Source organism: Micromonospora sp. HM134 (genome assembly GCF_007833915.1).
Taxonomy (GTDB): Bacteria; Actinomycetota; Actinomycetes; order Mycobacteriales; family Micromonosporaceae; genus Micromonospora; species Micromonospora wenchangensis.
In genome coordinates this window covers 6,731,346-6,750,461 of sequence record NZ_CP041061.1, presented here as the reverse complement: position 1 = coordinate 6,750,461, position 19,116 = coordinate 6,731,346, and the positions used below count along the sequence as shown (strand labels likewise).

20 protein-coding genes are annotated in these 19,116 nt (G+C 72.9%); 13 read left to right on the top strand and 7 right to left on the bottom strand.

Going from position 1 to position 19,116, the window contains the following annotated elements; genetic code table 11:
• Positions 1–110 precede the first annotated feature (110 nt).
• Both FJK98_RS29360 and FJK98_RS29355 read left to right on the top strand, forming a co-directional pair.
• On the top strand, positions 111–881 hold the full coding sequence (locus FJK98_RS29360; protein WP_145921817.1) for an ROK family protein: 771 nt from the start codon (positions 111–113) through the stop codon (positions 879–881).
• A gap of 92 nt (positions 882–973) precedes the next feature.
• A complete protein-coding gene (locus FJK98_RS29355) occupies positions 974–1,342 on the top strand; it encodes a M48 family metallopeptidase (RefSeq protein ID WP_088644718.1) in 369 nt (122 codons plus the stop codon).
• A 33-nt stretch (positions 1,343–1,375) separates the two neighbouring features.
• Here FJK98_RS29355 and FJK98_RS29350 read toward each other — a convergent pair whose 3' ends face one another.
• Positions 1,376–1,594 carry a hypothetical protein gene (locus FJK98_RS29350; protein ID WP_240762415.1) on the bottom strand — a complete coding sequence of 73 codons (219 nt, stop codon included), beginning with the start codon at positions 1,592–1,594 and terminating at the stop codon, positions 1,376–1,378.
• A 190-nt stretch (positions 1,595–1,784) separates the two neighbouring features.
• On the opposite strand from FJK98_RS29350, the gene FJK98_RS29345 reads away from it, so the two are divergent.
• Together FJK98_RS29345 and FJK98_RS29340 are read left to right on the top strand one after the other, a co-directional pair.
• On the top strand, positions 1,785–1,979 hold the full coding sequence (locus tag FJK98_RS29345) for an AlpA family transcriptional regulator (RefSeq protein WP_205789268.1): 195 nt from the start codon (positions 1,785–1,787) through the stop codon (positions 1,977–1,979).
• Between the two features lie 67 nt (positions 1,980–2,046).
• Positions 2,047–2,301, top strand: a complete 255-nt coding sequence (locus tag FJK98_RS29340; RefSeq protein WP_067315484.1) for a Smr/MutS family protein — start codon at positions 2,047–2,049, stop codon at positions 2,299–2,301.
• A 21-nt stretch (positions 2,302–2,322) separates the two neighbouring features.
• Here the strand turns inward: FJK98_RS29340 and FJK98_RS29335 are convergent, their stop codons facing one another.
• The 4 genes from FJK98_RS29335 to FJK98_RS29320 all read right to left on the bottom strand — a co-directional run bounded on the left by FJK98_RS29335 (position 2,323) and on the right by FJK98_RS29320 (position 5,880).
• Positions 2,323–2,772, bottom strand: a complete 450-nt coding sequence (locus tag FJK98_RS29335; protein ID WP_145921815.1) for a GNAT family N-acetyltransferase — start codon at positions 2,770–2,772, stop codon at positions 2,323–2,325.
• 72 nt (positions 2,773–2,844) lie between these two features.
• Positions 2,845–3,186, bottom strand: coding sequence for a type II toxin-antitoxin system HicB family antitoxin (locus FJK98_RS29330; RefSeq protein WP_145923058.1), 342 nt, complete (start codon positions 3,184–3,186; stop codon positions 2,845–2,847).
• Positions 3,186–3,401, bottom strand: coding sequence for a toxin HicA (locus FJK98_RS29325; protein ID WP_145921814.1), 216 nt, complete (start codon positions 3,399–3,401; stop codon positions 3,186–3,188). Before FJK98_RS29325 ends, FJK98_RS29330 begins: the two co-directional genes overlap by 1 nt.
• An 82-nt stretch (positions 3,402–3,483) precedes the next feature.
• Positions 3,484–5,880, bottom strand: coding sequence for a M28 family peptidase (locus FJK98_RS29320; protein WP_145921813.1), 2,397 nt, complete (start codon positions 5,878–5,880; stop codon positions 3,484–3,486).
• Between the two features lie 242 nt (positions 5,881–6,122).
• Between FJK98_RS29320 and FJK98_RS29315 the strand changes: the two genes are divergently transcribed.
• The 7 genes from FJK98_RS29315 (at position 6,123) to FJK98_RS29285 (ending at position 15,028) form a co-directional block, all read left to right on the top strand.
• Entirely contained in the window at positions 6,123–7,367 is a 1,245-nt protein-coding gene (locus FJK98_RS29315; RefSeq protein ID WP_194822550.1) for a PP2C family protein-serine/threonine phosphatase, read from the top strand.
• Complete coding sequence (locus FJK98_RS29310) at positions 7,364–9,172, top strand: ATP-binding protein (RefSeq protein WP_145921811.1); 1,809 nt, start codon at positions 7,364–7,366, stop codon at positions 9,170–9,172. Before FJK98_RS29315 ends, FJK98_RS29310 begins: the two co-directional genes overlap by 4 nt.
• Complete coding sequence (locus tag FJK98_RS29305) at positions 9,169–9,621, top strand: response regulator (protein WP_088644726.1); 453 nt, start codon at positions 9,169–9,171, stop codon at positions 9,619–9,621. The genes FJK98_RS29310 and FJK98_RS29305 overlap by 4 nt, the downstream gene beginning before the upstream one ends.
• Positions 9,614–10,420, top strand: coding sequence for an inositol monophosphatase family protein (locus FJK98_RS29300; protein WP_145921810.1), 807 nt, complete (start codon positions 9,614–9,616; stop codon positions 10,418–10,420). The genes FJK98_RS29305 and FJK98_RS29300 overlap by 8 nt, the downstream gene beginning before the upstream one ends.
• Before the next feature lie 274 nt (positions 10,421–10,694).
• Positions 10,695–11,708 (top strand): hypothetical protein, encoded by a 1,014-nt coding sequence (locus tag FJK98_RS29295; RefSeq protein ID WP_145921809.1) that lies wholly within the window; start codon positions 10,695–10,697, stop codon positions 11,706–11,708.
• A gap of 36 nt (positions 11,709–11,744) precedes the next feature.
• Positions 11,745–13,298: a fused MFS/spermidine synthase gene (locus FJK98_RS29290; protein WP_145921808.1), complete on the top strand. Its 1,554-nt coding sequence runs from the start codon at positions 11,745–11,747 to the stop codon at positions 13,296–13,298.
• 71 nt (positions 13,299–13,369) lie between these two features.
• Positions 13,370–15,028: a serine/threonine-protein kinase gene (locus FJK98_RS29285; RefSeq protein ID WP_145921806.1), complete on the top strand. Its 1,659-nt coding sequence runs from the start codon at positions 13,370–13,372 to the stop codon at positions 15,026–15,028.
• A gap of 138 nt (positions 15,029–15,166) precedes the next feature.
• Here the strand turns inward: FJK98_RS29285 and FJK98_RS29280 are convergent, their stop codons facing one another.
• Both FJK98_RS29280 and FJK98_RS29275 read right to left on the bottom strand, forming a co-directional pair.
• Positions 15,167–15,835 (bottom strand): TrkA family potassium uptake protein, encoded by a 669-nt coding sequence (locus FJK98_RS29280; RefSeq protein ID WP_145921805.1) that lies wholly within the window; start codon positions 15,833–15,835, stop codon positions 15,167–15,169.
• On the bottom strand, positions 15,825–17,159 hold the full coding sequence (locus FJK98_RS29275; RefSeq protein WP_145921803.1) for a TrkH family potassium uptake protein: 1,335 nt from the start codon (positions 17,157–17,159) through the stop codon (positions 15,825–15,827). The genes FJK98_RS29280 and FJK98_RS29275 overlap by 11 nt, the downstream gene beginning before the upstream one ends.
• A 192-nt stretch (positions 17,160–17,351) precedes the next feature.
• Between FJK98_RS29275 and FJK98_RS29270 the strand changes: the two genes are divergently transcribed.
• On the top strand, positions 17,352–18,485 hold the full coding sequence (locus FJK98_RS29270) for a glycerophosphodiester phosphodiesterase (RefSeq protein WP_145921802.1): 1,134 nt from the start codon (positions 17,352–17,354) through the stop codon (positions 18,483–18,485).
• Positions 18,486–18,600: 115 nt separating this feature from the next.
• The gene (coaD, locus tag FJK98_RS29265) at positions 18,601–19,065 is read left to right on the top strand and encodes a pantetheine-phosphate adenylyltransferase (RefSeq protein ID WP_145921800.1); all 465 of its coding nucleotides are present in this window, start codon (positions 18,601–18,603) and stop codon (positions 19,063–19,065) included.
• Positions 19,066–19,116 lie beyond the last annotated feature (51 nt).

The window sequence follows — 19,116 nt, the reverse complement described above, 5'->3', positions numbered from 1 at the left end:
CCACGGCGGGCCCGGCTGCCGGCCTCGGTGGCTGGCCCACTGCCGGCCCCGGTCGGCGGAAGGTGGGGGAGGGGCGGGAGGAGCGGGGGCGGGTGGGGCAAGGTGGGGGTGTGGGACTGACGTTGGCGATCGACTGCGGGGGCGGCGGCATCAAGGGCTCGGTGCTGGACGGGGACGGCACCCTGCGGGCGCCGGTGATCCGGGTGGACACCCCGTACCCGTTGCCGCCGGAGCTGTTCGTCAAGACGCTGCTGGAGCTGGCCGGCCGGCTGCCCCCGGCGGACCGGGTCACGGTGGGGATGCCGGGCATGATCCGGCACGGGGTCGTGGTGGCCACGCCGCACTACGTGACCCGCTCCGGGCCGCGCAGCCGGGTCGACCCGGACCTGCTCGCCGAGTGGTCCGGGTACGACGCGCGGCGGGCGGTCACCGAGGCGTTCGGGATGCCGGCGCTGGTGCTCAACGACGCCGAGGTGCACGCGGCCGGGGTGGTCGCCGGCACCGGCTGCGAGCTGGTGCTGACCCTCGGCACCGGGCTGGGCAGCGCGCTCTTCGACGGCGGGCGGCTCGCCCCGCACCTGGAGCTGTCGCACGCCCCGGTCCGCTGGGGCACCACCTACGACACGTACGTCGGGGAGCCGGAGCGGCGGCGGCTCGGCGACGCCTTCTGGTCCCGCCGCATCCGGCAGGTGGTGGACGGGCTGCGCCCGGTGTTCCGCTGGGACCGGCTCTATCTCGGCGGGGGCAACGCGCGGCTGATCCGCCCCGAGCAGGTGGCCCGGATGGGCGACGACGTGGTGATCGTGCCCAACACGGCCGGAATCGTCGGCGGCGTCCGGGCCTGGCAGTTGACCGGCGAACGGGACGAGCCGACCTCCTGAGCCACAAGTCCACCCCCAGGAACACTCGCGGTACGGCCGGTGTTGTGCCAGCGTCGGAGCAATGGCGACGTGACGCGAGGGGGTGGGTCGGGATGGATCTTCTGGCGGAGTACCGACGGGCGACCATGTACTTCGAGATGGGTGACCCGAGCGGAGCGGTCCGGCTGCTGGAGCCGATCGTGGCGGCCGAGCCCGGCAACTCCTCCGTACGTCAGCTGCTGGCCCGGGCGTACTTCCAGACCGCGCAGCTCGGCCGCGCCGAGGAGCAGCTGCGGGAGCTGGTCGACCGGGACCCCAGCGACCACTACGCCCACCACGTGCTGGGCCGGACGCTGGAGCGGCTGAACCGCTACCCGGACGCGCTGCGGCACCTGCGCATCGCGGCGGCGATGCACTCGACCAACGACGACTACGTGACCGCGCTGCGCCGGGTGGAGAGCCGGGTCGGCAACGGTCGCTGATTCGGAGACCGCGCCGGGCCGGGGGAGGGGTTCCTACCCTTCCTCCGGCCCGGTTCCGCGTCTGGTCCAGGCCAGGAACCTGTCGAACAGCTCCGCCGGGGTCGGTACGGCGTTCGGGTTGAGGGTGACCAGGTCGCCGGTGGCGTCGAACAGCCGCCCGGCCATGTGGACGGACAGGCCGACCCGGTCCCGCCGGTATTCGAGGATCAGCAGCAGCCGGGCGGGCTGACACGGCCAGGGCGCGTCGCACACCCGGCACAACCAGAGCGGCCGCATCGGTACGTGTGGCCGGACAGCCCCACCTGGGCGGGCATGCACCCGGGAAACGTTCAGCGGTTTCACCGTCTCAGGGTGGCCAATACGCTACCCCCTAGTCAAGGCCCTAGTAGGGTGTCACCCAACTAGGGTCTAGCCCAGTGGGGACGTGTCTAGCCTCCCGTTCATGGGCCGGAATCTCATGGGCGCGTACGAGATCCGGATGAGGCTGGGCGTGAGCAGGCAACGCGTCGAGCAGTTGATGAAGCGCCCCGACTGGCCGAAGCCCTACGAGTCGCTCGCCACCGGCCGGATCTGGCGTACCGAGGACATCGAGGCCTGGATCCGCGAGCACCGGCCGAACCTGCCCGACGAAGCCTGAGCATCGCTCCGACGTCTGCCGGCCTACGATGGGCCTGCCATGGCGCTGCGCAGGTGGGGGAGGCGGGATGAAGCTCAAGCTGGACCTGCACGACATCTTCAACAAGGGTCACGACATCGACCGTGCCCTGCGCGGGATCATGGACGAGGCGGTGGCGAAGAAGGCCACCCTGGTCGAGATCATCCCTGGTAAGGGGTCCGGCCAGCTCAAGAAGAAGGTGCTGCGCTTCCTCGACCAGAAGGACGTCAAGCAGCTCTACCACCGGGTCGAGAAGGACTCCAAGAACTTCGGCCGCCTCTTCGTCCACTTCCGCTGGAAGTGATGCGGACGTCCTGACGCCCGGTCAGAGGTCCAGGACGGCGACCGTCTCCCCTTCGCTCTGCTCGCCGGTCGGCCGGAAGCCCAGCTTGAGATAGAAGTCCTCCGGCCCGCCCTCCCGGGGCACCCACGTGACGTACGCCCGGTCGCCGCCCCGGGCGCGGATCTCCGCGCACACCGCCTCGACGGCGAACCGGCCGTACCCCTTCCCCTGGGCGTCGGCCGCGATGTTGAGCCGCCAGAGGCCGGACCGGACATCATCGGGGTTGTCGCCCCACGCGTAGTCGAGGAAGGCCATCAGGAAGCCGACCAGCCGGTCGCCGTCGAAGATCAGCCTCGGCCAGGCGATGTCCGGGAAGACGTACGCCTCGGCCAGTGACTTGACCACCGGCCCGACCAGATCCTCCTGGTCGGGGCGCACCGACAACGTGAGCGCCGCCTCGTAGTTCTCCGGGGTGACCTTCTCCAGCCGCATCCTGCGGACCGTAGTCCGCCCCGCCGGTCCGGGCGACCGGTTATCCGGGCCATCCGGGGCGCCCCACCCTGTTCAGGCTGCCGACAGTTTCCGTACGACGTACTGGTTGAGGCTCATCCCGTCTTCTGCGGCATGGATGGCCAACTCGCGGTGCAGGCTTTCGCCGACGCGCACGTTGAACTTGCCCGAGTAGCTCCGATCGGCAAACGGCTCGGGTACTTCCTCGCCCTGCTGCTCCAGGTCCGCGACCACCTCGCTCAGCAGGTCCTGAAGCCCTTGCAGGGCTTCGATCTGAGAGGGGGCCAGCCAGGACAGCGAGGGAAACTCGGCGCAGGTGGCGACGAACTCGTTGTCCTGGGCCGACCACGTGACGCGATAGGAGTAGTGACTCACCTCGGGGCGAACGTCCTGCATCACAAGGCCTCCTTCTTCTCGATCGCCTTGAGAACCTGCCGTACCTGGTACGCCTTGGCTTTGCCCTTGTCGTTCTGAATGTTCACGCGTGGGTCTCCGGCCCACGGCATCTTGAACACCGCGTGCGAGGTGCCGTCCTGCCGAGGCTTCCCGAAGTAGTGCTCGCACACCCGCTTCAGGTCGTTGTAGGCGACGCCCTGAGGGTTGGTTCGCATCGCTTCCATGATTCGACTTACCGAAGACACACGCTCGATGGTACTACCGGCAGTGCTATCGGCCAACGCTTCAGCCGCGACGTCAGAACAGATACGTGCGGGCGACCGCCAATATCTCCGAGGTGTGCGAACCCACCACCCCCACCCCCGCAGGCCGGGGACGGAACCCCGGCAGCCCCTCCAGCCCGTCGCTGGCGTCCATCGCCCGCAGCGCCACCTGCCCCGCCCGGGGCCGCACGGTCAGGGTGACCTCGACCCCCTCCGCTGGCGGGGCGTGGAAGACGATCCCGAAGCCCCACCGGTCGGCCTTCGCCTCCTCGACGCCTGGCTGCCGCCCGACCGGCACCTCACGCCCGGCCACCTCGGCCCGGGTCACCTCGGCCGTGGTCGCGTCCACGTGCAGGGTGGCCAGCCGGACGGTGCGCTGGGGGAGCAGCCGCAGCCGCAGGGTGCGCAGCCCACCGGCGGTGGTGTCCGCCAGCACCTGCACCGTCGGCGCGGGCAGGCTCGCCGCCGGGGCCGGGCCGCCGCGCAGGTCCGGATCGCCCAGGCCGGGGAAGCCGTCGACGGTGGCGGGGCCGTCGACGTATCCGGCGGTCCACGGCTGAGGATCCTCCTCCCGGGTGAGCCACTGCGCCTCGTTGGTGTCGGCGTCCAAGGCGTACATCAGGTGGGTGGGCACGGGGTGGGCGGCGTCGAACCGGTCGACCGCCAGGCCGACCCCGGCGAACACCGTGGCGGCGAGCGCGGCGGCGACGGCCGGCAGCGCGCCGAGCCGGCGGGCGCGGGCGGCGACCAGGCCGCGCTGGCCGCCGGCCGCCGGGTGCAGCAGGTCGAGCACCGGCAGCGCGGCCAGGCCGAGCAGCACCGCGAACAGCGCCGCCACCCCACCCATCGCCATCCCCAGCGCGGGGAAGAGCAGCACCACCGTCGGTAGCAGGATCACCACGGCGACCGCGCCGGCCAGGGTCACCGCGACCACCGGCCACGGGCCGTCGATCCGGGTGCGCAGCGCCACCAGGCCGGCGAGCGCGCCGGCCAGCGCCGGCAGGGTCGCCAGGTACGCCCCGCCGGGCACCAGCGCGGCCAGCACCACCCCCAGCAGGGCCAGCCAGCCCAGCCCGCCGACGGCCAGCGCCGCCGGGCCGGCCCAGCGGCGGGCCAGCGCGTACCAGGTGAGCAGGATCGCGGCGGCGAGCGCCACCACCGCCAGCCGGTACCAGACCGGCCGGTACGGGTCGAGCAGTTCGGCGTAACCGGGGCGCAGCGCGGTGATCCCCGCCCACAGCAGTTGGGCGGCGACCGGGGCGACCACGATCGGCACCAGCGCCAGCCCGAACCCGGCGAACAGGCGACCGGTGCCGGCCCGGCCGGTACGCCGGACCAGCCAGCCCAGCGCCAGCACGCCCAGCACCGCCAGGGCGGCCAGCGGCCAGGTCAACCAGCCGGGGTAGCGGACCAGCCCGCCCGGCACCGGGAAGTAGGTGGCGTCGTGGCCGGCGCGCAGCGCCGTCAGGTCGGCGCGGCCGAACTCCCGGGCCAGCCCGAGAGCGTTGTCGCCGTGCATCTGGAGGCTGCCCCGGTCCATCGCCGCCGGGGTGTCCAGCGGGGTGTGGTAGATCGCGCCCCCGTCGATGTACGCCGAGTTCAACCCGACGAAGCCGTGGTCGAGGAAGGCGGTGAAGTCGGTGTCGTTGGGCAGCGCCCGGTAGATCTCCACCGCGAACGAGGTGCCCACCGGGTGCGGGGCGCCCCGGCCGAACGCGGCCACCAGCTCGGCGTTGTTCCGGGACGTCTCAAACATGATCACCGGGCCGGTGGAACCCCGGGCCTCCAGGTTGAGCACCACCCCGCCGTCGGCGGCCAGCGGGTGGCTCGCCGCGAACGCCGCAGCCCCGCACAGGCACGCCTCCTCGGCGTCGGTCAGCACGAACACGACGTCGTTGCGGGGCCGGGGGCCGGCGGCCAGCGCACGGGCCACCTCCAGGACGGTGGAGGTGCCGGCCGCGTCGTCGTTGCCACCCGGGCCGGTCTGCACCGAGTCGTAGTGCGCCACCAGGAAGACCCGGCCGGTGGAGGCGGTGCCGGGCAGCCGGGCCACCACGTTGCGTACCCGGGCGAAGGTGGCCCCGCCGGCCGCCCCGCTGAGCTGCCCCGCCTCCGGGGCGACGGTGTCCTGCACCTCGGTCTCCAGGCCCAGGCCGCGCAGCGCCCCGACCAGGTGCTCACGGACCTGGTCGTTGGCGGCGCTGCCGGCGGGATGCGGGCGGGCGGCCACCGTCTGCACCGTCCGGTACGCCCGCCCGGCGCTGAACTCGTCGGCCGGGGCGTCGGCCGGTCGGGGCGTCGGGGTGGCCAGGGTGACCAGCACGACCGCGCCCACCGCGACCAGCGCCGACAGGGCGGCCAGGGCGGCAAGCGGACGACGCCGGGGGCGGGTCAGCGCCCGGTCGGCTGCGGAGGCGGGGGGTGCGCCCACGGGAACTCCTCGGAGGTGGTGCGAAGGTGGTGCACCATCCTGCCCCCGGCGGGGCGCGGCCGGGGCGTACCGGAACCGAACCGTGACGCGCGGCGCTGACCGGACGCTCACCTGGTGACGGCCTTGCCCGGGAACGCCCGGACCGGGCGGACCGTGTTGTGTGCGACCGTTGTCTAATACAGGATCAGCAGGGCACTCGGAAGGAGCCCGACATCACCAGCGAACTCCCGCGTCTCGCGGCGGTGACCCGGTCGCACCGGGGGCCGGGCACAGCCGGGCCCTCCGTCGCGCCGTACCCGCACGGCGGGCTCGGGCCCCACCCCAACCTGCCGCCGGGCGAACGGCTGCGGGTGCTGCTGGTCGAGGACGACGAGGGCGACGCCTTCCTGGTCGGTGAGCTGCTCGCCGAGACCAACTCGATGATCGACCTGCTGGTCGCCACCAGCCTCAGCGAGGCCCGGCAGCGCATCGCCGGGGTCGACTGCGTCCTGCTCGACCTGGGCCTGCCCGACGCGCAGGGCCTCGACGGGCTGCGTCGGGTGCTGGAGATGTCCAGCGGCGCGGCCGTCTGCGTGCTGACCGGCCGCTCCGACGAGCACCTGGGCATCGTCGCGGTCGCCGAGGGCGCCCAGGACTACCTGGTCAAGGGCCAGGTCGACGGGGTGCTGTTGACCCGCGCCCTGCGCTACGCGGTGGAACGCAAGCGGGCCGACGAGAATGCCCGCCGGCTGCGCGAGATCGAGCTGCGCCAGGCCGAATCGGCCCGACTGGAACGGGGCCTGCTGCCCCAGCCGCTGATGACCACCGACGAGGTGGCGGTGCACACCTTCTACCGGCCGGGCCGGCACGCGGCGCTGATCGGTGGGGACTTCTTCGACGTGGTGCAGACCCGGCCGGACCGGGTCGACCTGATCGTCGGCGACGTCTGCGGGCACGGGGTGGACGAGGCCGCGCTCGGCGTCGAACTGCGGGTGGCCTGGCGGGCGTTGATCCTGGCCGGGGTGCCCGACGACGAGGTGCTGCCCGCCCTGGAACAGGTGCTGATGAGCGAGCGCCGGCTCCAGGAGATCTTCGCCACCGTCGCCACCGCCCGGCTCGACCTGGCCGCCAACCGGGCCGTCGTCCGGCTGGCCGGCCACCCGCCGCCGCTGCTGCTGTCCGGCGGCAAGGTCGCGCCGGTCCCGGCCCGTGGCGGCCTGCTGCTCGGCGTACGACCCCGCCGTCCCGTCGCGTTCGATCTGGAGTTCGACACCGATGACTGGTCCCTGCTGATGTACACCGACGGCCTGATCGAGGGGCGGGTGGGTGACGGCGACGACCGGTTGGACGTCGACGGGCTGACCGGCCTGCTCCAGGAACGCGCCAACCACGCCGTGCCGCTGTCCGAGCTGCCCGCCTGGCTGGTCGGTCGGGCCGAGCAGATCAACGGGGGGCCGCTCGCCGACGACGTCGCCATGCTGCTGGTCACCCGGGGCGGTGGCCGGTGAACACGTACCGCCGGGGGTGGACCCTGCGTCGCCGGGTGCTGGCGCTGCTCACCGTGGTCGGCGTGCTGCTGGTCGGGCTGGCCGTGGCCGAGGCGGTGGTGGCGGCGAAGAACCGCGCCTACACCGACGCGCTGCTCACCCGCACCGGCCCGCTGCGCGTGCAGGGTCAGGAGATGCTCAACGCGCTGCTCGACCAGGAGACCGGCATCCGGGGGTACGCGGTCAGCGGCAACCGTGCCGACCTGGCCCCGTACGAGCAGGGGGTGCAGCAGGAGCGCGACGTGGCCGCCACGATCGCCGACCTGAGCCGCGACTACCCGGCGATCGCGGGTGCGCTGCGCACGGCGCAGCAGCAGGCGGCGGACTGGCGGCAGACGGTGGCCGAGCCGGTGATCACCACCACGGAACGCAGCGGCACGGCCGCCGGCCAGGCGTTGATCACCGCGCAGGCGCGGCAGCAGTTCGACGAGATCCGGGCGTCGGTGGGTGACCTCCAGGCGGCGATCCTGGCCGAGCGGGAGCGGGGTGCCCGGGACATCGAGCGCAGCGGCAACATGCTGGTGATGCTGCTGATCGTCGCGGCGGTGGTGGTCGTGCTCGCCGGCACCCTGATGCTGCTCTCCCTGGAACGGATGGTGATCCGGCCGCTGACCGGCCTGGCGCAGCAGGTGCGGGAGGTCGCCGCGGGCGACTACCAGCACCACATCGCCGGGTCGGGGCCGCCGGAGTTCCGCCGGCTCGCCGACGACGTCGACGTGATGCGGCAGAAGATCGCCAAGGACCTGGCCGAGGTCCGGGCCGCCCGGGAGAACATCGAGTGGGTCAACAGCCAGTTGCAGAAGCAGGCCGAGGAGCTGACCCGGTCCAACCGTGACCTGGAACAGTTCGCCTACGTCGCCTCGCACGACCTGCAGGAGCCGCTGCGCAAGGTGGCCAGCTTCTGCCAGCTGCTGCAACGCCGGTACGCGGGGCAGCTCGACGAGCGGGCCGACCAGTACATCGCGTTCGCGGTCGACGGCGCGCAGCGGATGCAGCGCCTGATCAACGACCTGCTGGCGTTCTCCCGGATCGGCCGGCTCACCACCGGCTTCGTCGACGTCGACCTGAACAAGGTGATGGGCGACGTGGCCAGCCAGACCGAGCCGGGCCGGCAGTACGCGGACGCGGAGCTGACCTGGGGCGAGCTGCCGGTGATCCGGGGCGAGGAACCGCTGCTCACCAACCTCCTGGTCAACCTGGTCAGCAACTCGGTGAAGTTCCGCCGCCCGGACGTCGCGCCGAAGGTGCGGGTCTCGGCCCGGCTGGTCGGTGACGAGTGGGAGATCACCTGCCAGGACAACGGCATCGGCATCGAGGCCGAGTTCGCCGACAAGATCTTCGTGATCTTCCAGCGGCTGCACGCCAAGGACGCCTACCCTGGCACCGGCATCGGTCTGGCCATCGTCAAGAAGATCGTCGAGTACCACGGCGGTCGGGTCTGGGTCGACACCGACCAGGCCGAGGGGACGGCGATCCGGTTCACCCTGCCGGCCCGGCCGGAGGACGTCGAGGCGGCGAAGGCGGCGGCCGAGGCGGACGCGGCGGCGACCGACGGCGACACCGACGCGCCGGTCGACGGGGAGAGCCCGGCGGCGACCGCCGACGACGCCACCCCCGAGCCGGTCGGGGAGACCGCCGACGAGGCCGATCCGGTGGCCCGGCCGACGCCTGTCGGCCGGCAACCGGACGGCACGCAGCACGAGGACCCACCCGGCGGGCCGCCGGGGCACGGCACAACGGGTGGCACGAAGGAGAGGGTGGGATGACCGCGCCGGCGGACGGCAAGAGCCCGATCGAGGTCCTGCTGGTCGAGGACGACCCGGGCGACGTGCTGATGACCCAGGAGGCGTTCGAGGAGCACAAGCTCCGCAACCGGTTGACGGTCGTCTCCGACGGTGCCGAGGCGCTGGCCTACCTGCGGCGCGAGGGCCGGTACGCGGACGCGGTGACCCCCGACCTGATCCTGCTCGACCTGAACCTGCCCCGCCGCGACGGCCGGGAGGTGCTGGAGGAGATCAAGAACGACGAGGAGCTGCGCCGTATCCCGGTCGTGGTGCTGACCACCTCCCAGGCCGACGAGGACATCCTGCGCAGCTACCAGCTGCACGCCAACGCCTACGTGACCAAGCCGGTGGACTTCGAGCGTTTCATCTCGGTGGTCCGCCAGATCGACGAGTTCTTCGTCAGCGTGGTCAAGCTGCCGCCGCGTGGCTGACCAGCTGCTCGACGACGTCGACGCGCTGCTGCGGGAGACCGCGGCGAGCGTGGTGTTGCCGCTGTTCCGCAAGCTGGACGACGCCGACGTCACCGAGAAGGCGCCGGGTGACCTGGTCACCGTCGCCGACCAGCGGGCCGAGGAGCGGATCTCGGCGGAACTGCGCCGGTTGCTGCCGGGTTCCCTGGTCGTCGGCGAGGAGGCGGTGGCCGAGGACGGGTCGCTGCTGCGTCACCTGCGCGGCGACGGCGACGTGTGGGTGGTCGACCCGGTCGACGGGACGGGGAACTTCGCCGCCGGACGACGACCGTTCGCGCTGATGGTGGCCCTGCTCTCCGCCGGTGAGCCGGCCGCGTCCTGGGTGTTCGACCCGCTGGCCGGGACGATGGCCGTGGCCCGCGCCGGGGTCGGCACCCGGCTGGACGGCCGGCCGGTGCGCGAGACCCCCGTCCTGCCGCCGGAACGGCTGCGCGGCACCGCGATGGTCCAGTACCTGCCCCGGGCCACCCGGGACCGGGTGGCGGCCGGCCGCAGCCGGATCGGGGAGCTGCTGCCCGGCCAGCACTGCGCCGGGCGGGAGTACCTCGACCTGCTCACCGGTGACCAGCAGTTCGTCCTGTTCTGGCGGACCCTGCCCTGGGACCATGCCCCGGGCGCGCTGCTGGTGCGCGAGGCGGGTGGGGTGGCCCGCCGCTTCGACGGCACCGAGTACCACCCGGCCGACGACGGTCCGGGCCTGCTGGTCGCCTCCGACGAGCAGACCTGGCACGAGGTCCGGGCCGCGCTGCTCGGCGACTGAACCGCCGGTCCGGCTCCGCGGCTCCGGCGGACCGCGCCACCGGCCCGGCTGCCGGCTCTACCGCCGGAGGGATCGACGGTGGTGGACCCTCGGCTACCGGCTCGACACTCCCGGTCGAGGGTCGCCGTCCGGTCCCGTCACGGGCCTGGTGACCGGGCGTGATTGCGGTAATGTGACCGGCGGTCTCCGCCCCCAGGCCGCCAACCGGGGCCGGCGGGACCGCCGCCGCACCGGCCCGCGGCCGGGCGTCGACGGCAGAGGGAAGGACACCTCCGTGCCCACGACCAGCCTGACCCGGCCGCGTCTGCGTCGGCCGTTGACCGTGCTGCTCGCCGCGGTGGCGCTGCTGCTCGGCGTCGGAGCGGTGCCCGCCGCTGCGGAACCCGGCGAGGGTGGCACCAAGGAGCTGCGGGACGCGTTGACGGCGGCGGCCAAGGGGCACATCGAGGCCAAGGCCAAGCTGGACACCTCCAAGCGGCGGCAGAGCGCGCTGGCCGCCCAGCTCAAGGAGGTCGAGGGGCGGCTGGGTGAGCTGACCACCCAGGTGGGCGAGGTGGCCGCGCAGTCGTACCGGGTGGGCCGGTTGACGCCGACGTCGATGCTGCTCAACACGGCCAGCCCGGAGGCGTTCCTCAAGCGGGCCGCCGACCTGGACATGATGGCCCAGCGGGACGGCAAGCAGCTCCGCGCCCTGGCCGAGGCCCGGCAGACCGCCGCCGAGGCCACCATCGCGATCGACGCCGAGGTCCGTGAGCAGCAGAAGCAGCTCGCCACGCTGGCCAAGAAGAAGCGGGACGCCGAGCGCGCCCTGGCCACGGTCAGCTCGGGCAGCAGCGCCGGTTTCAGCGGCGGGTCGAGTTCGGCGAAGCCGGCCCCGCGCAACTCCGACGGGTCGTGGCCGGGCGAGTCGTGTTCGGTGAACGACCCGACCACCTCCGGCTGCATCACCCCGCGCACCCTGCACGCCATGCAGCAGGCCAAGGCCGCCGGCTACAAGCGGTACGTCTCCTGCCACCGCAGCGGCGGGGGCGGCGAGCACCCCAAGGGCCGGGCCTGCGACTTCTCGGCCGCCACCAGCGGCTTCAAGGACGAGACGGCCACCGGCGGGGACAAGGCGTACGGCGACAGCCTGGCCAACTACTTCAAGAACAACGCCAACCGGCTCGGTGTGCTGTACGTGATCTGGTACCGGCAGATCTGGATGCCGAACACCGGCTGGCGGGCGTACAGCGGGTCGGGCAGCCCGGCCGCCGACCACACAAACCATGTTCATCTTTCGATGTACTGACCGTCCGGCCCAGGAACGGGACGTAGCATCGCGACGGTGAGCAGCTCATCGTCCGACGTCGTGACCGTTCCGACGCCCCCCGCGCCGACCTCCTCCCGGGCCCTGCCCAACGGGCTCGCCGCGTTCCTGGTCTTCTTTTCGAGCGGCGCGGTGCTGGTGCTGGAGACGGTCTCGTTGCGCCTGGTCGGCCCGTACGTCGGGGTGACCCTCCAGGTGACCAGTTCGGTGATCGGTATCGCGCTGGCCGCCATCGCGTACGGGGCGTGGACGGGCGGCTGGCTGGCCGACCGGCGGGACCCGCGCGGGCTGCTCGCCCCGGCGCTGATCCTGGCCGGCATCACCGCCGCGGTCACCCTGCCGGTGGTCCGGTACGCCGGTGAGCTGCTGCGCGGCGGTGCGGTCAGTGGCATCCTGCTGCTCACCGCGTTGGCCGTGTTCGTGCCGGCGGCGCTGCTGTCGGCGGTCACCCCGCTGGTGGTGAAGCTGCAACTGTCCGACCTGCGGCGTACCGGGCAGGTCGTCGGCCGGCTCTCCGGCATCGGCACCCTCGGCGGCATCACCGCCACCCTGGTCACCGGGTTCGTGCTGGTGGCGGCGCTGCCCAGCACCGTCATCCTGGTCGGGTTGGCGGCGGCGCTCGGCGTGGCCGGGCTGGCGCTCGGGATCTACCTGCGCCGGCAGGAGGGCGCCGGGCTGCCCGGCCCGACCCGGGCGAAGGCCGCCCTGGCGGTGCTCGGGCTGTTCGCGGCGGGGCTGAGCGCGGTCGCGCCGAACCCGTGCGACGTGGAGACCGCCTACCACTGCGCCCGGGTGGAACGTGATCCGGACCGGGCCGGCGGGCGCACCCTCTACCTCAATTCGGCCCAGCACTCGTACGTCGACCTGAACGACCCGACGCACCTGGAGTACGAGTACACCCAGTGGATCGGCGCGGTCGCCGACGTGCTCGCCCCGAAGGGGCAGCGGCTGGACGCGCTGCACCTGGGCGGGGGCGGGTTCACCATGCCCCGCTACCTGAGCGCCACCCGGCCGGGCACCGACAACGTGGTCTTCGAGATCGACGGTGAGCTGGTCGACCTGGACCGGCGGGAGCTGGGCGTCCGGACGGGGCCGGGGCTGCGGGCGGAGGTTGGCGACGCCCGGATGCTGGTCGGCGGCGAGCCGGCGGACAGCCGGGACCTCGTCGTCGGGGACGCCTTCGGACACCTGGTGGTGCCGTGGCACCTGGCCACCCGGGAGATGGCGGCGGAGGTCGACCGGGTGCTCCGTCCCGGCGGCATCTACGTGCAGAACGTCATCGACTACCCGCCGGGCCGGTTCATCCGGTCGGAGCTGGCCACGGTGGCCGCCGAGTTCGGGCACGTGGCGCTGGTCGCGCCGCCGGAGGCGATCGCCGGGCAGCAGGGCAGCAACTTCCTCATCGTCGCCTCGGACGCCCCGCTGCCGCTGGAGGCGCTGCGCACCCGGCTGGGCACGGTGGCGAAGATCCCCGACATGCTCGCCGGCAGCGAGGTGACCCGGTTCGTCGACGGCGCGCTGGTGTTGACCGACGACTACGCCCCGGTGGACCAACTGCTCGCGACCGCCTGATCGGGTGACTTTCCTGACCGATTACGACCATCGAGGTGTAGGCCGCGCCGTCCCGGGCAACTCGGTCGACCATGGGTGCAGGAGTCCGGAACGCCGCCCAGCTCCTCGGTGAGCGGTACCGGCTGATCGAGCAGCTCGGCGCGGGCGGCATGTCCGTGGTGTGGCGCGGCTACGACCAGGTGCTCGGCCGTCAGGTCGCGGTGAAGGTGCTCGCCTCGCGGCTGGCCAGCGACCGGGCCTTCCGGCACCGGATCAGGATCGAGGCGCAGGCCGCCGCCCGGCTCTGCCACCCCAACATCACCAACGTGTACGACTACGGCGAGTCCGAGCAGGTCGGGCTGACCGTGCCGTACGTGGTGATGGAGCTGGTGGACGGCGGCCCGCTCACCGCGCGGCTCGGCCGCGACGGGCAGCTGCCCTGGCGGGAGGCGGTGACCATCGGCGCCGAGGTGACCTCGGCGTTGGCCACCGCGCACGCCCGGGGGGTGGTGCACCGGGACGTCACCCCGGGCAACGTCATGCTGACCGCCACCGGGGTGAAGGTGGTCGACTTCGGCATCTCGGCGCTGGTCGGGGAGAGCGAGAAGGGGCCGGACGGCACCCTGCTCGGCACCCCCGCCTACCTCGCCCCGGAGCGTCTCGACAACGGCCAGGTCTCCCCGGCCACCGACGTGTACGCCGTCGGGCTGCTGCTCTACCGGATGCTCACCGGACGGCTGCCCTGGCAGGCCAGCACCACCACGCAGATGCTGCGGGCGCACATGTACCACGACCCGGAGCCGATGCCCCCGGTACGCGGGCTCCCCGAGGAGGTGGTCGAGCTGGTCGGCCGCTGCCTGGCCAAGCGTCCCGAGGACCGCCCGGCGACGGCCGAGGTGGCGCGTACCCTCGCCTCGGCGGCCGGGATGGTCGCGGCCGTGCCCGTGTCGCCGGCCCCCGGGCGGGGCGACCCGGCCCTGCTCGCCAACGCCGGCACCACGATCCTGCCCTGGTCGGCCGACACCGACGCGTTGCCCTTCTCGGGCCGGACCCGCAACCGCCGGGCCGCTGCCCGCCGCCGACGGATCGAGGCCGGGGTGGCCGCCGCCAGCCTGGTCGCCGTCACCGCGGCGATCTGGGGGTTCACCTCGCGCAGCCCCGCCAGCGGCGGCGTCGACCGGCCCACCGAGGCCCGGATGGGCTTGCCCGAGACCATTCCGTGCGAGGTCGAGTACGCGCTGCGCAGCGACTCCGGCAAGGACTTCGCCGCGCAGCTCACGTTGACCAACACCGGCCCCCGGGAACTGCGGGACTGGACGATGAGCTTCGCCTTCCCCGGCCAGCAGACCGTCACCACGACCACCCCCGGGGTACGCCAGGAGGGGCGCCTGGTGCGGGTCACCCCGGCGGCCGGCCGCGCCGCGCTGGCCCCCGGCGCGTCGGAGAAGGTCGCGCTGACCGGCCGGTACACCGGGGGCAACCCGCTGCCGCTGGAGTTCACCGTCGGCGAGTCGAGCTGCGGGGTGCGGGTCTCCGGGGTGGCCGGCAGCGCCCCCGTGGTGAAGCCACCGGCGGCGAAGAAGCCGGCGGCCAAGAAACCGGCGAAGACGTCCGGTAAGACGTCGGGCAAGGGCGGGTCCGGCGCGGCCGGCCCGGCGAAGCCCAAGCCGAAGGCTGAGAAGCCCGGCAAGGGGCCCGGCCCGGCGGCGGGCAAGGGGCCGGGTGCGGCATCGGGAAAAGCGGGAAAGTGACGGGGAAGGGAGGCCGGGGCGCAGCTGGCGGTGGCCCCGTCGGGGGTCCGGGTGGCGGTCCCGGCAAGGGGCCCCGGGGCTGAGGCCCGGGGCTTCGATCCGGTGGCTGTCGCCGGTCGCGGCGGGCGGACAACGCGGTCAGTGCAGGGTCGCGAACTGCTGCACCTGGGCGATCCCGCCCTCCACGATCAGGATGCTGCCCGGCCCGAGCACCGTGTCCGGGTCGGCGTACCGGAAGCGTTCCCCCGCCGGTTTCGCGCCGACCACCATCACCCCGTAGCGCTCCTGCACGGCCAGGTCCCGCAGCCGGTGACCGACCAGTGGCGGGGGCACCGGCACCTTGGCGATGGCGAAGTCGTCGCCGAACTCCATGAAGTCGAGCATCCGGCTGACGATCAGGTGGGCCACCCGTTCCCCGGTCTCCGCCTCGGGGAAGACCACGTGGTGGGCGCCGACCGAGGCCAGGATCTTGGCGTGCTTGCGGGACGTCGCCCGCGCCCAGACCTGCGGTACGCCCACCTCGGTCAGCGCCAGCACGGTGAGCACGCTGGCCTCCACCGAGGCGCCGATGGCGACCACCACCCGGGAGAAGTCGCCGATGCCGAGCTGCCGCAGCGCCTGTTCCTCGGTGGCGTCGGCCTGCACCACCCGGTCCAGCGACGCCGACCAGCGCTGCACCCGTTCGGGGTTGCGGTCCACGGCGAGCACCTGGTGGCCGAGCCGGGTCAACGCCCCGGCCAGGTGACAGCCGAACCGGCCCAGCCCGATCACGGCGATGTCGCCGTCGCCCTCGTCCCTAGCCGACAACGGGTTGCTCCTTCGGGTAGCGGTACAGCCGGCGTCGGGTGTTCAACGCGATCGCCGAGCCGAGGGTGAGTGGGCCGATCCGCCCGATGTACATCAGCACGGTCAGCACCAGTTGCCCCGACGCGGGCAGGTGCGGGGTGAGCCCGACGGTGAGGCCGGCGGTGCTGAACGCCGAGGTCACCTCGAACATCGTCTCGTTGAACCGGACGTCGGTGGTGAGCACGGTCAGGCCGAGCGTGCCGGCGGTCACCAGCGCGACGCTGAGCAGCGCCACCGTCAACGCCTGGCGTTGGCTGGCCTCCGCGATCCGGCGGCGGCCCACGGTGACGTCGGGCTCGCCGCGCAGCTCCGCCCAGATGACGAAGCCGAGCAGGAAGAACGTGGAGACCTTGATCCCACCGGCGGTGCTGGCGCTGCCACCGCCGATGAACATCAGGGCGATGAGCAGCGGGTAGCTCTCCTCGCGTAGCGCCGCCACGCCGATCACGTCGAATCCACCGGTACGGCTGAGCGCGATCTGGGTGAACGTGGCGAGCAGCTTGTCCGGGGTGTCGTAGGTGCCGATGGTGAACGGATTGTCCCATTCGGTGGTGAGTAGCCCGACGAAGCCCACCGCCACCAGCACCACGCTGCCCCAGATGGTCAGCTTGGTGGCCACCGCCCAGCGGCCCGGCCGGCGGCGCTGGCGGAACGCCTCGAACAGCGCGGGGAAGCCCAGCCCGCCGACGATCGCGCCCAGGGCCAGCGGCAGCGACACCCACGGATCGCGGGAGAAGCCGACCAGCCCGTCGGTGTAGAGGGTGAAGCCGCCGTTGTTGAACGCCTGGATCGAGTGGAACGCCGCCGACCACAGGGCCCGGCCGGGCGGGTAGTGGTAGGTGAACCAGAGCCGGCCGGTGAGCACCGCGGTCATCACCAGTTCGCACCCGAACACCGTGCCGGCGATGCGTAGCAGCAGGCGGCGCAGGTCGGCGAAGCCGTACTCGGCGGTCTCGGCCTGCACCAGCAGCCGGTTACGCAGCCCGAGCTGCCGGGTGACCGCCAGGCTGACCAGGGCCGCGCCGGTGAGGATGCCCAGCCCGCCGACCTGGGTGAGCACGGTGATCATCACCAGCCCGAACCCGTTCCAGTAGTTCGGGGTGTCGGTGACCGCCATGCCGGTGACCGAGACCGCCGAGGTGGCGGTGAACAGCGCGGTGACCAGCGGGGTGTACCGGTGCGCGCTGGTGGCCCAGGGCAGCATCAGCAGGCCGGTGCCGATCACGATCGCCACCAGGAAACCGAACGGCACCAGCCGGACGGGGTGACGAAGGAACCGGCGCACCAGACAATCCTGTCGATTCCGGCGGGGTCGGGCCGGTGAATCGCGTATCCCGGGCCGGTCCCGGTTTCCCCGCAGGGTTCACCTGGCGGCCAGGCGGCGACCAACTGGCCGTCAGCCGCGCCCGGTCTGCTGTGAGCGCCCGTTGGGGCGTACCGGCGTTCGGCCGGGTGCCCATCGACCAAGGAGATCGCGTTGCGACGTACCCTTTCCGCTCTCGGTGTGGCCGGCGCGCTGCTCGCCGTGGCCGTCGCCGTCCCGGTGGCCGTTCCCGGCGCCGCCTCGGCCCGCGAGGACGACGTGGACCGCGCCGACCGGGCCACCCACCGGCCCCTGGTGATCGCCCACCGGGGGGCCAGCGGCTACCGCCCGGAACACACCCTGGAGGCGTACCGGCTGGCGATCCGGATGGGCGCCGACTACATCGAGCCCGACCTGGTCTCCACCCGGGACCGGGTGCTGGTCGCCCGGCACGAGAACGAGATCTCCGGTACGACCGACGTGGCGGCCCGCCCGGAGTTCGCCGGCCGCAAGGCCACGAAGACCATCGACGGGGTGCCGGTCACCGGCTGGTTCACCGAGGACTTCACCCTCGCCGAGCTGAAGACGCTGCGGGCCAAGGAACGGCTGCCCCAGGTGCGGGTGGCGAACACCGCGTTCGACGGCCGGTTCGAGGTGCCCACCTTCCAGGAGGTGCTGGACCTGGCCCGCGCCGAGTCGAAGGCCCGGGGCCGCACCATCGGCGTCTACCCGGAGACGAAGCACCCCACCTACTTCGCCTCGATCGGGCTGCCGCTGGAGGAGCCGCTGGTCGCGGTGCTGCGCCGGAACAAGCTGACCCACCGCGACGACCCGGTGTTCATCCAGTCCTTCGAGACCGCCAACCTGCGCGCGCTCGACCGGATGATCGACGTGCCGCTGGTCCAGCTCCTCGACGCCACCGGCCGGCCGTACGACTTCACCGCCGCCGGTGACCCCCGCACCTACCTCGACCTGGCCTCCGCCGCCGGCCTGCGCGGCATCGCCCGGTACGCCGACGGGGTCGGGCTGAACAAGAACCTGATCGTCCCCCGGGACGCCGCCGGCAGGCTGCTCGCCCCGACCACGGTGGTCCGCGACGCGCACCGGCACCAGCTGGTGGTGCACGCGTGGACGTTCCGCGCCGAGAACCAGTTCCTCCCGGTCGACTTCCGGATCGGCGCCGACCCGAACGCCCGGGGCGACATCACCGCCGAGTACGAACTCTTCCTCGGCCTCGGCCTGGACGGTGTCTTCGCCGATCAGCCGGACACCGCCGTCGCCGCCCGCGCCGGCCTGTCCACCCGCTGATCCGCGCGCTTGATCCGGCCTGTGTCGCCGATGTAGCGGTGTCCCCTCGCCCGGACACCGCTACATCGGCCCACGTGAGTCGATCGAGACGGCGGCCGGCACCTACAGTCGGGGCATGGGTGTCGACGGGTTGCCACCGGCAGGAAGCTCCGGTCGGGTTCGTGCCGTCTACCCCGGCAGCTTCGACCCCTTCACCCCCGGGCACCTGGACGTGGTGGACCGGGCGCGCGCCCTCTTCGACGAGGTGGTCGTGCTCGTCGCGGTCAACGGCAGCAAGCATCCGGGCGTCGACGAGGAGCAGCGGGCCACCGCCGTCCGGGCTGTCCTGCCGGCCGGCTGGACCTCCGTCACCGTCGCCGCCTGGCGCGGGCTGACCGCCGAGTACTGCCTGCGCCACGCGGCGGGAGTGATCGTCCGGGGCGTCCGGAACACCACCGACCTCCAGGCCGAGTGCCGGCTCGCCGCGATGAACGAGTCACTGGGTATCCCCACGGTCTTCCTGCCCGCCCAGCCCGAACTGGCGGCGATGTCGTCGACCGCAGTACGCACGCTGGGGAAGTCGCTGCCGCGACCGGGATAGCGGTGGTCAACCCCGTCAGATTGTGGAGAGTTGTTGCGGCCCAGGCGACAA

Coding starts and splice junctions, on each gene's coding strand:
- FJK98_RS29355 (WP_088644718.1), top strand. CDS start 974: ATGGATCTTCTGGCGGAGTACCGACGGGCGACCATGTACTTCGAGATG.
- FJK98_RS29345 (WP_205789268.1), top strand. CDS start 1,785: ATGGGCCGGAATCTCATGGGCGCGTACGAGATCCGGATGAGGCTGGGC.
- FJK98_RS29340 (WP_067315484.1), top strand. CDS start 2,047: ATGAAGCTCAAGCTGGACCTGCACGACATCTTCAACAAGGGTCACGAC.
- FJK98_RS29335 (WP_145921815.1), bottom strand. CDS start 2,772: ATGCGGCTGGAGAAGGTCACCCCGGAGAACTACGAGGCGGCGCTCACG.
- FJK98_RS29330 (WP_145923058.1), bottom strand. CDS start 3,186: ATGCAGGACGTTCGCCCCGAGGTGAGTCACTACTCCTATCGCGTCACG.
- FJK98_RS29325 (WP_145921814.1), bottom strand. CDS start 3,401: ATGCGAACCAACCCTCAGGGCGTCGCCTACAACGACCTGAAGCGGGTG.
- FJK98_RS29305 (WP_088644726.1), top strand. CDS start 9,169: ATGACCGCGCCGGCGGACGGCAAGAGCCCGATCGAGGTCCTGCTGGTC.
- FJK98_RS29285 (WP_145921806.1), top strand. CDS start 13,370: ATGGGTGCAGGAGTCCGGAACGCCGCCCAGCTCCTCGGTGAGCGGTAC.
- coaD (WP_145921800.1), top strand. CDS start 18,601: ATGGGTGTCGACGGGTTGCCACCGGCAGGAAGCTCCGGTCGGGTTCGT.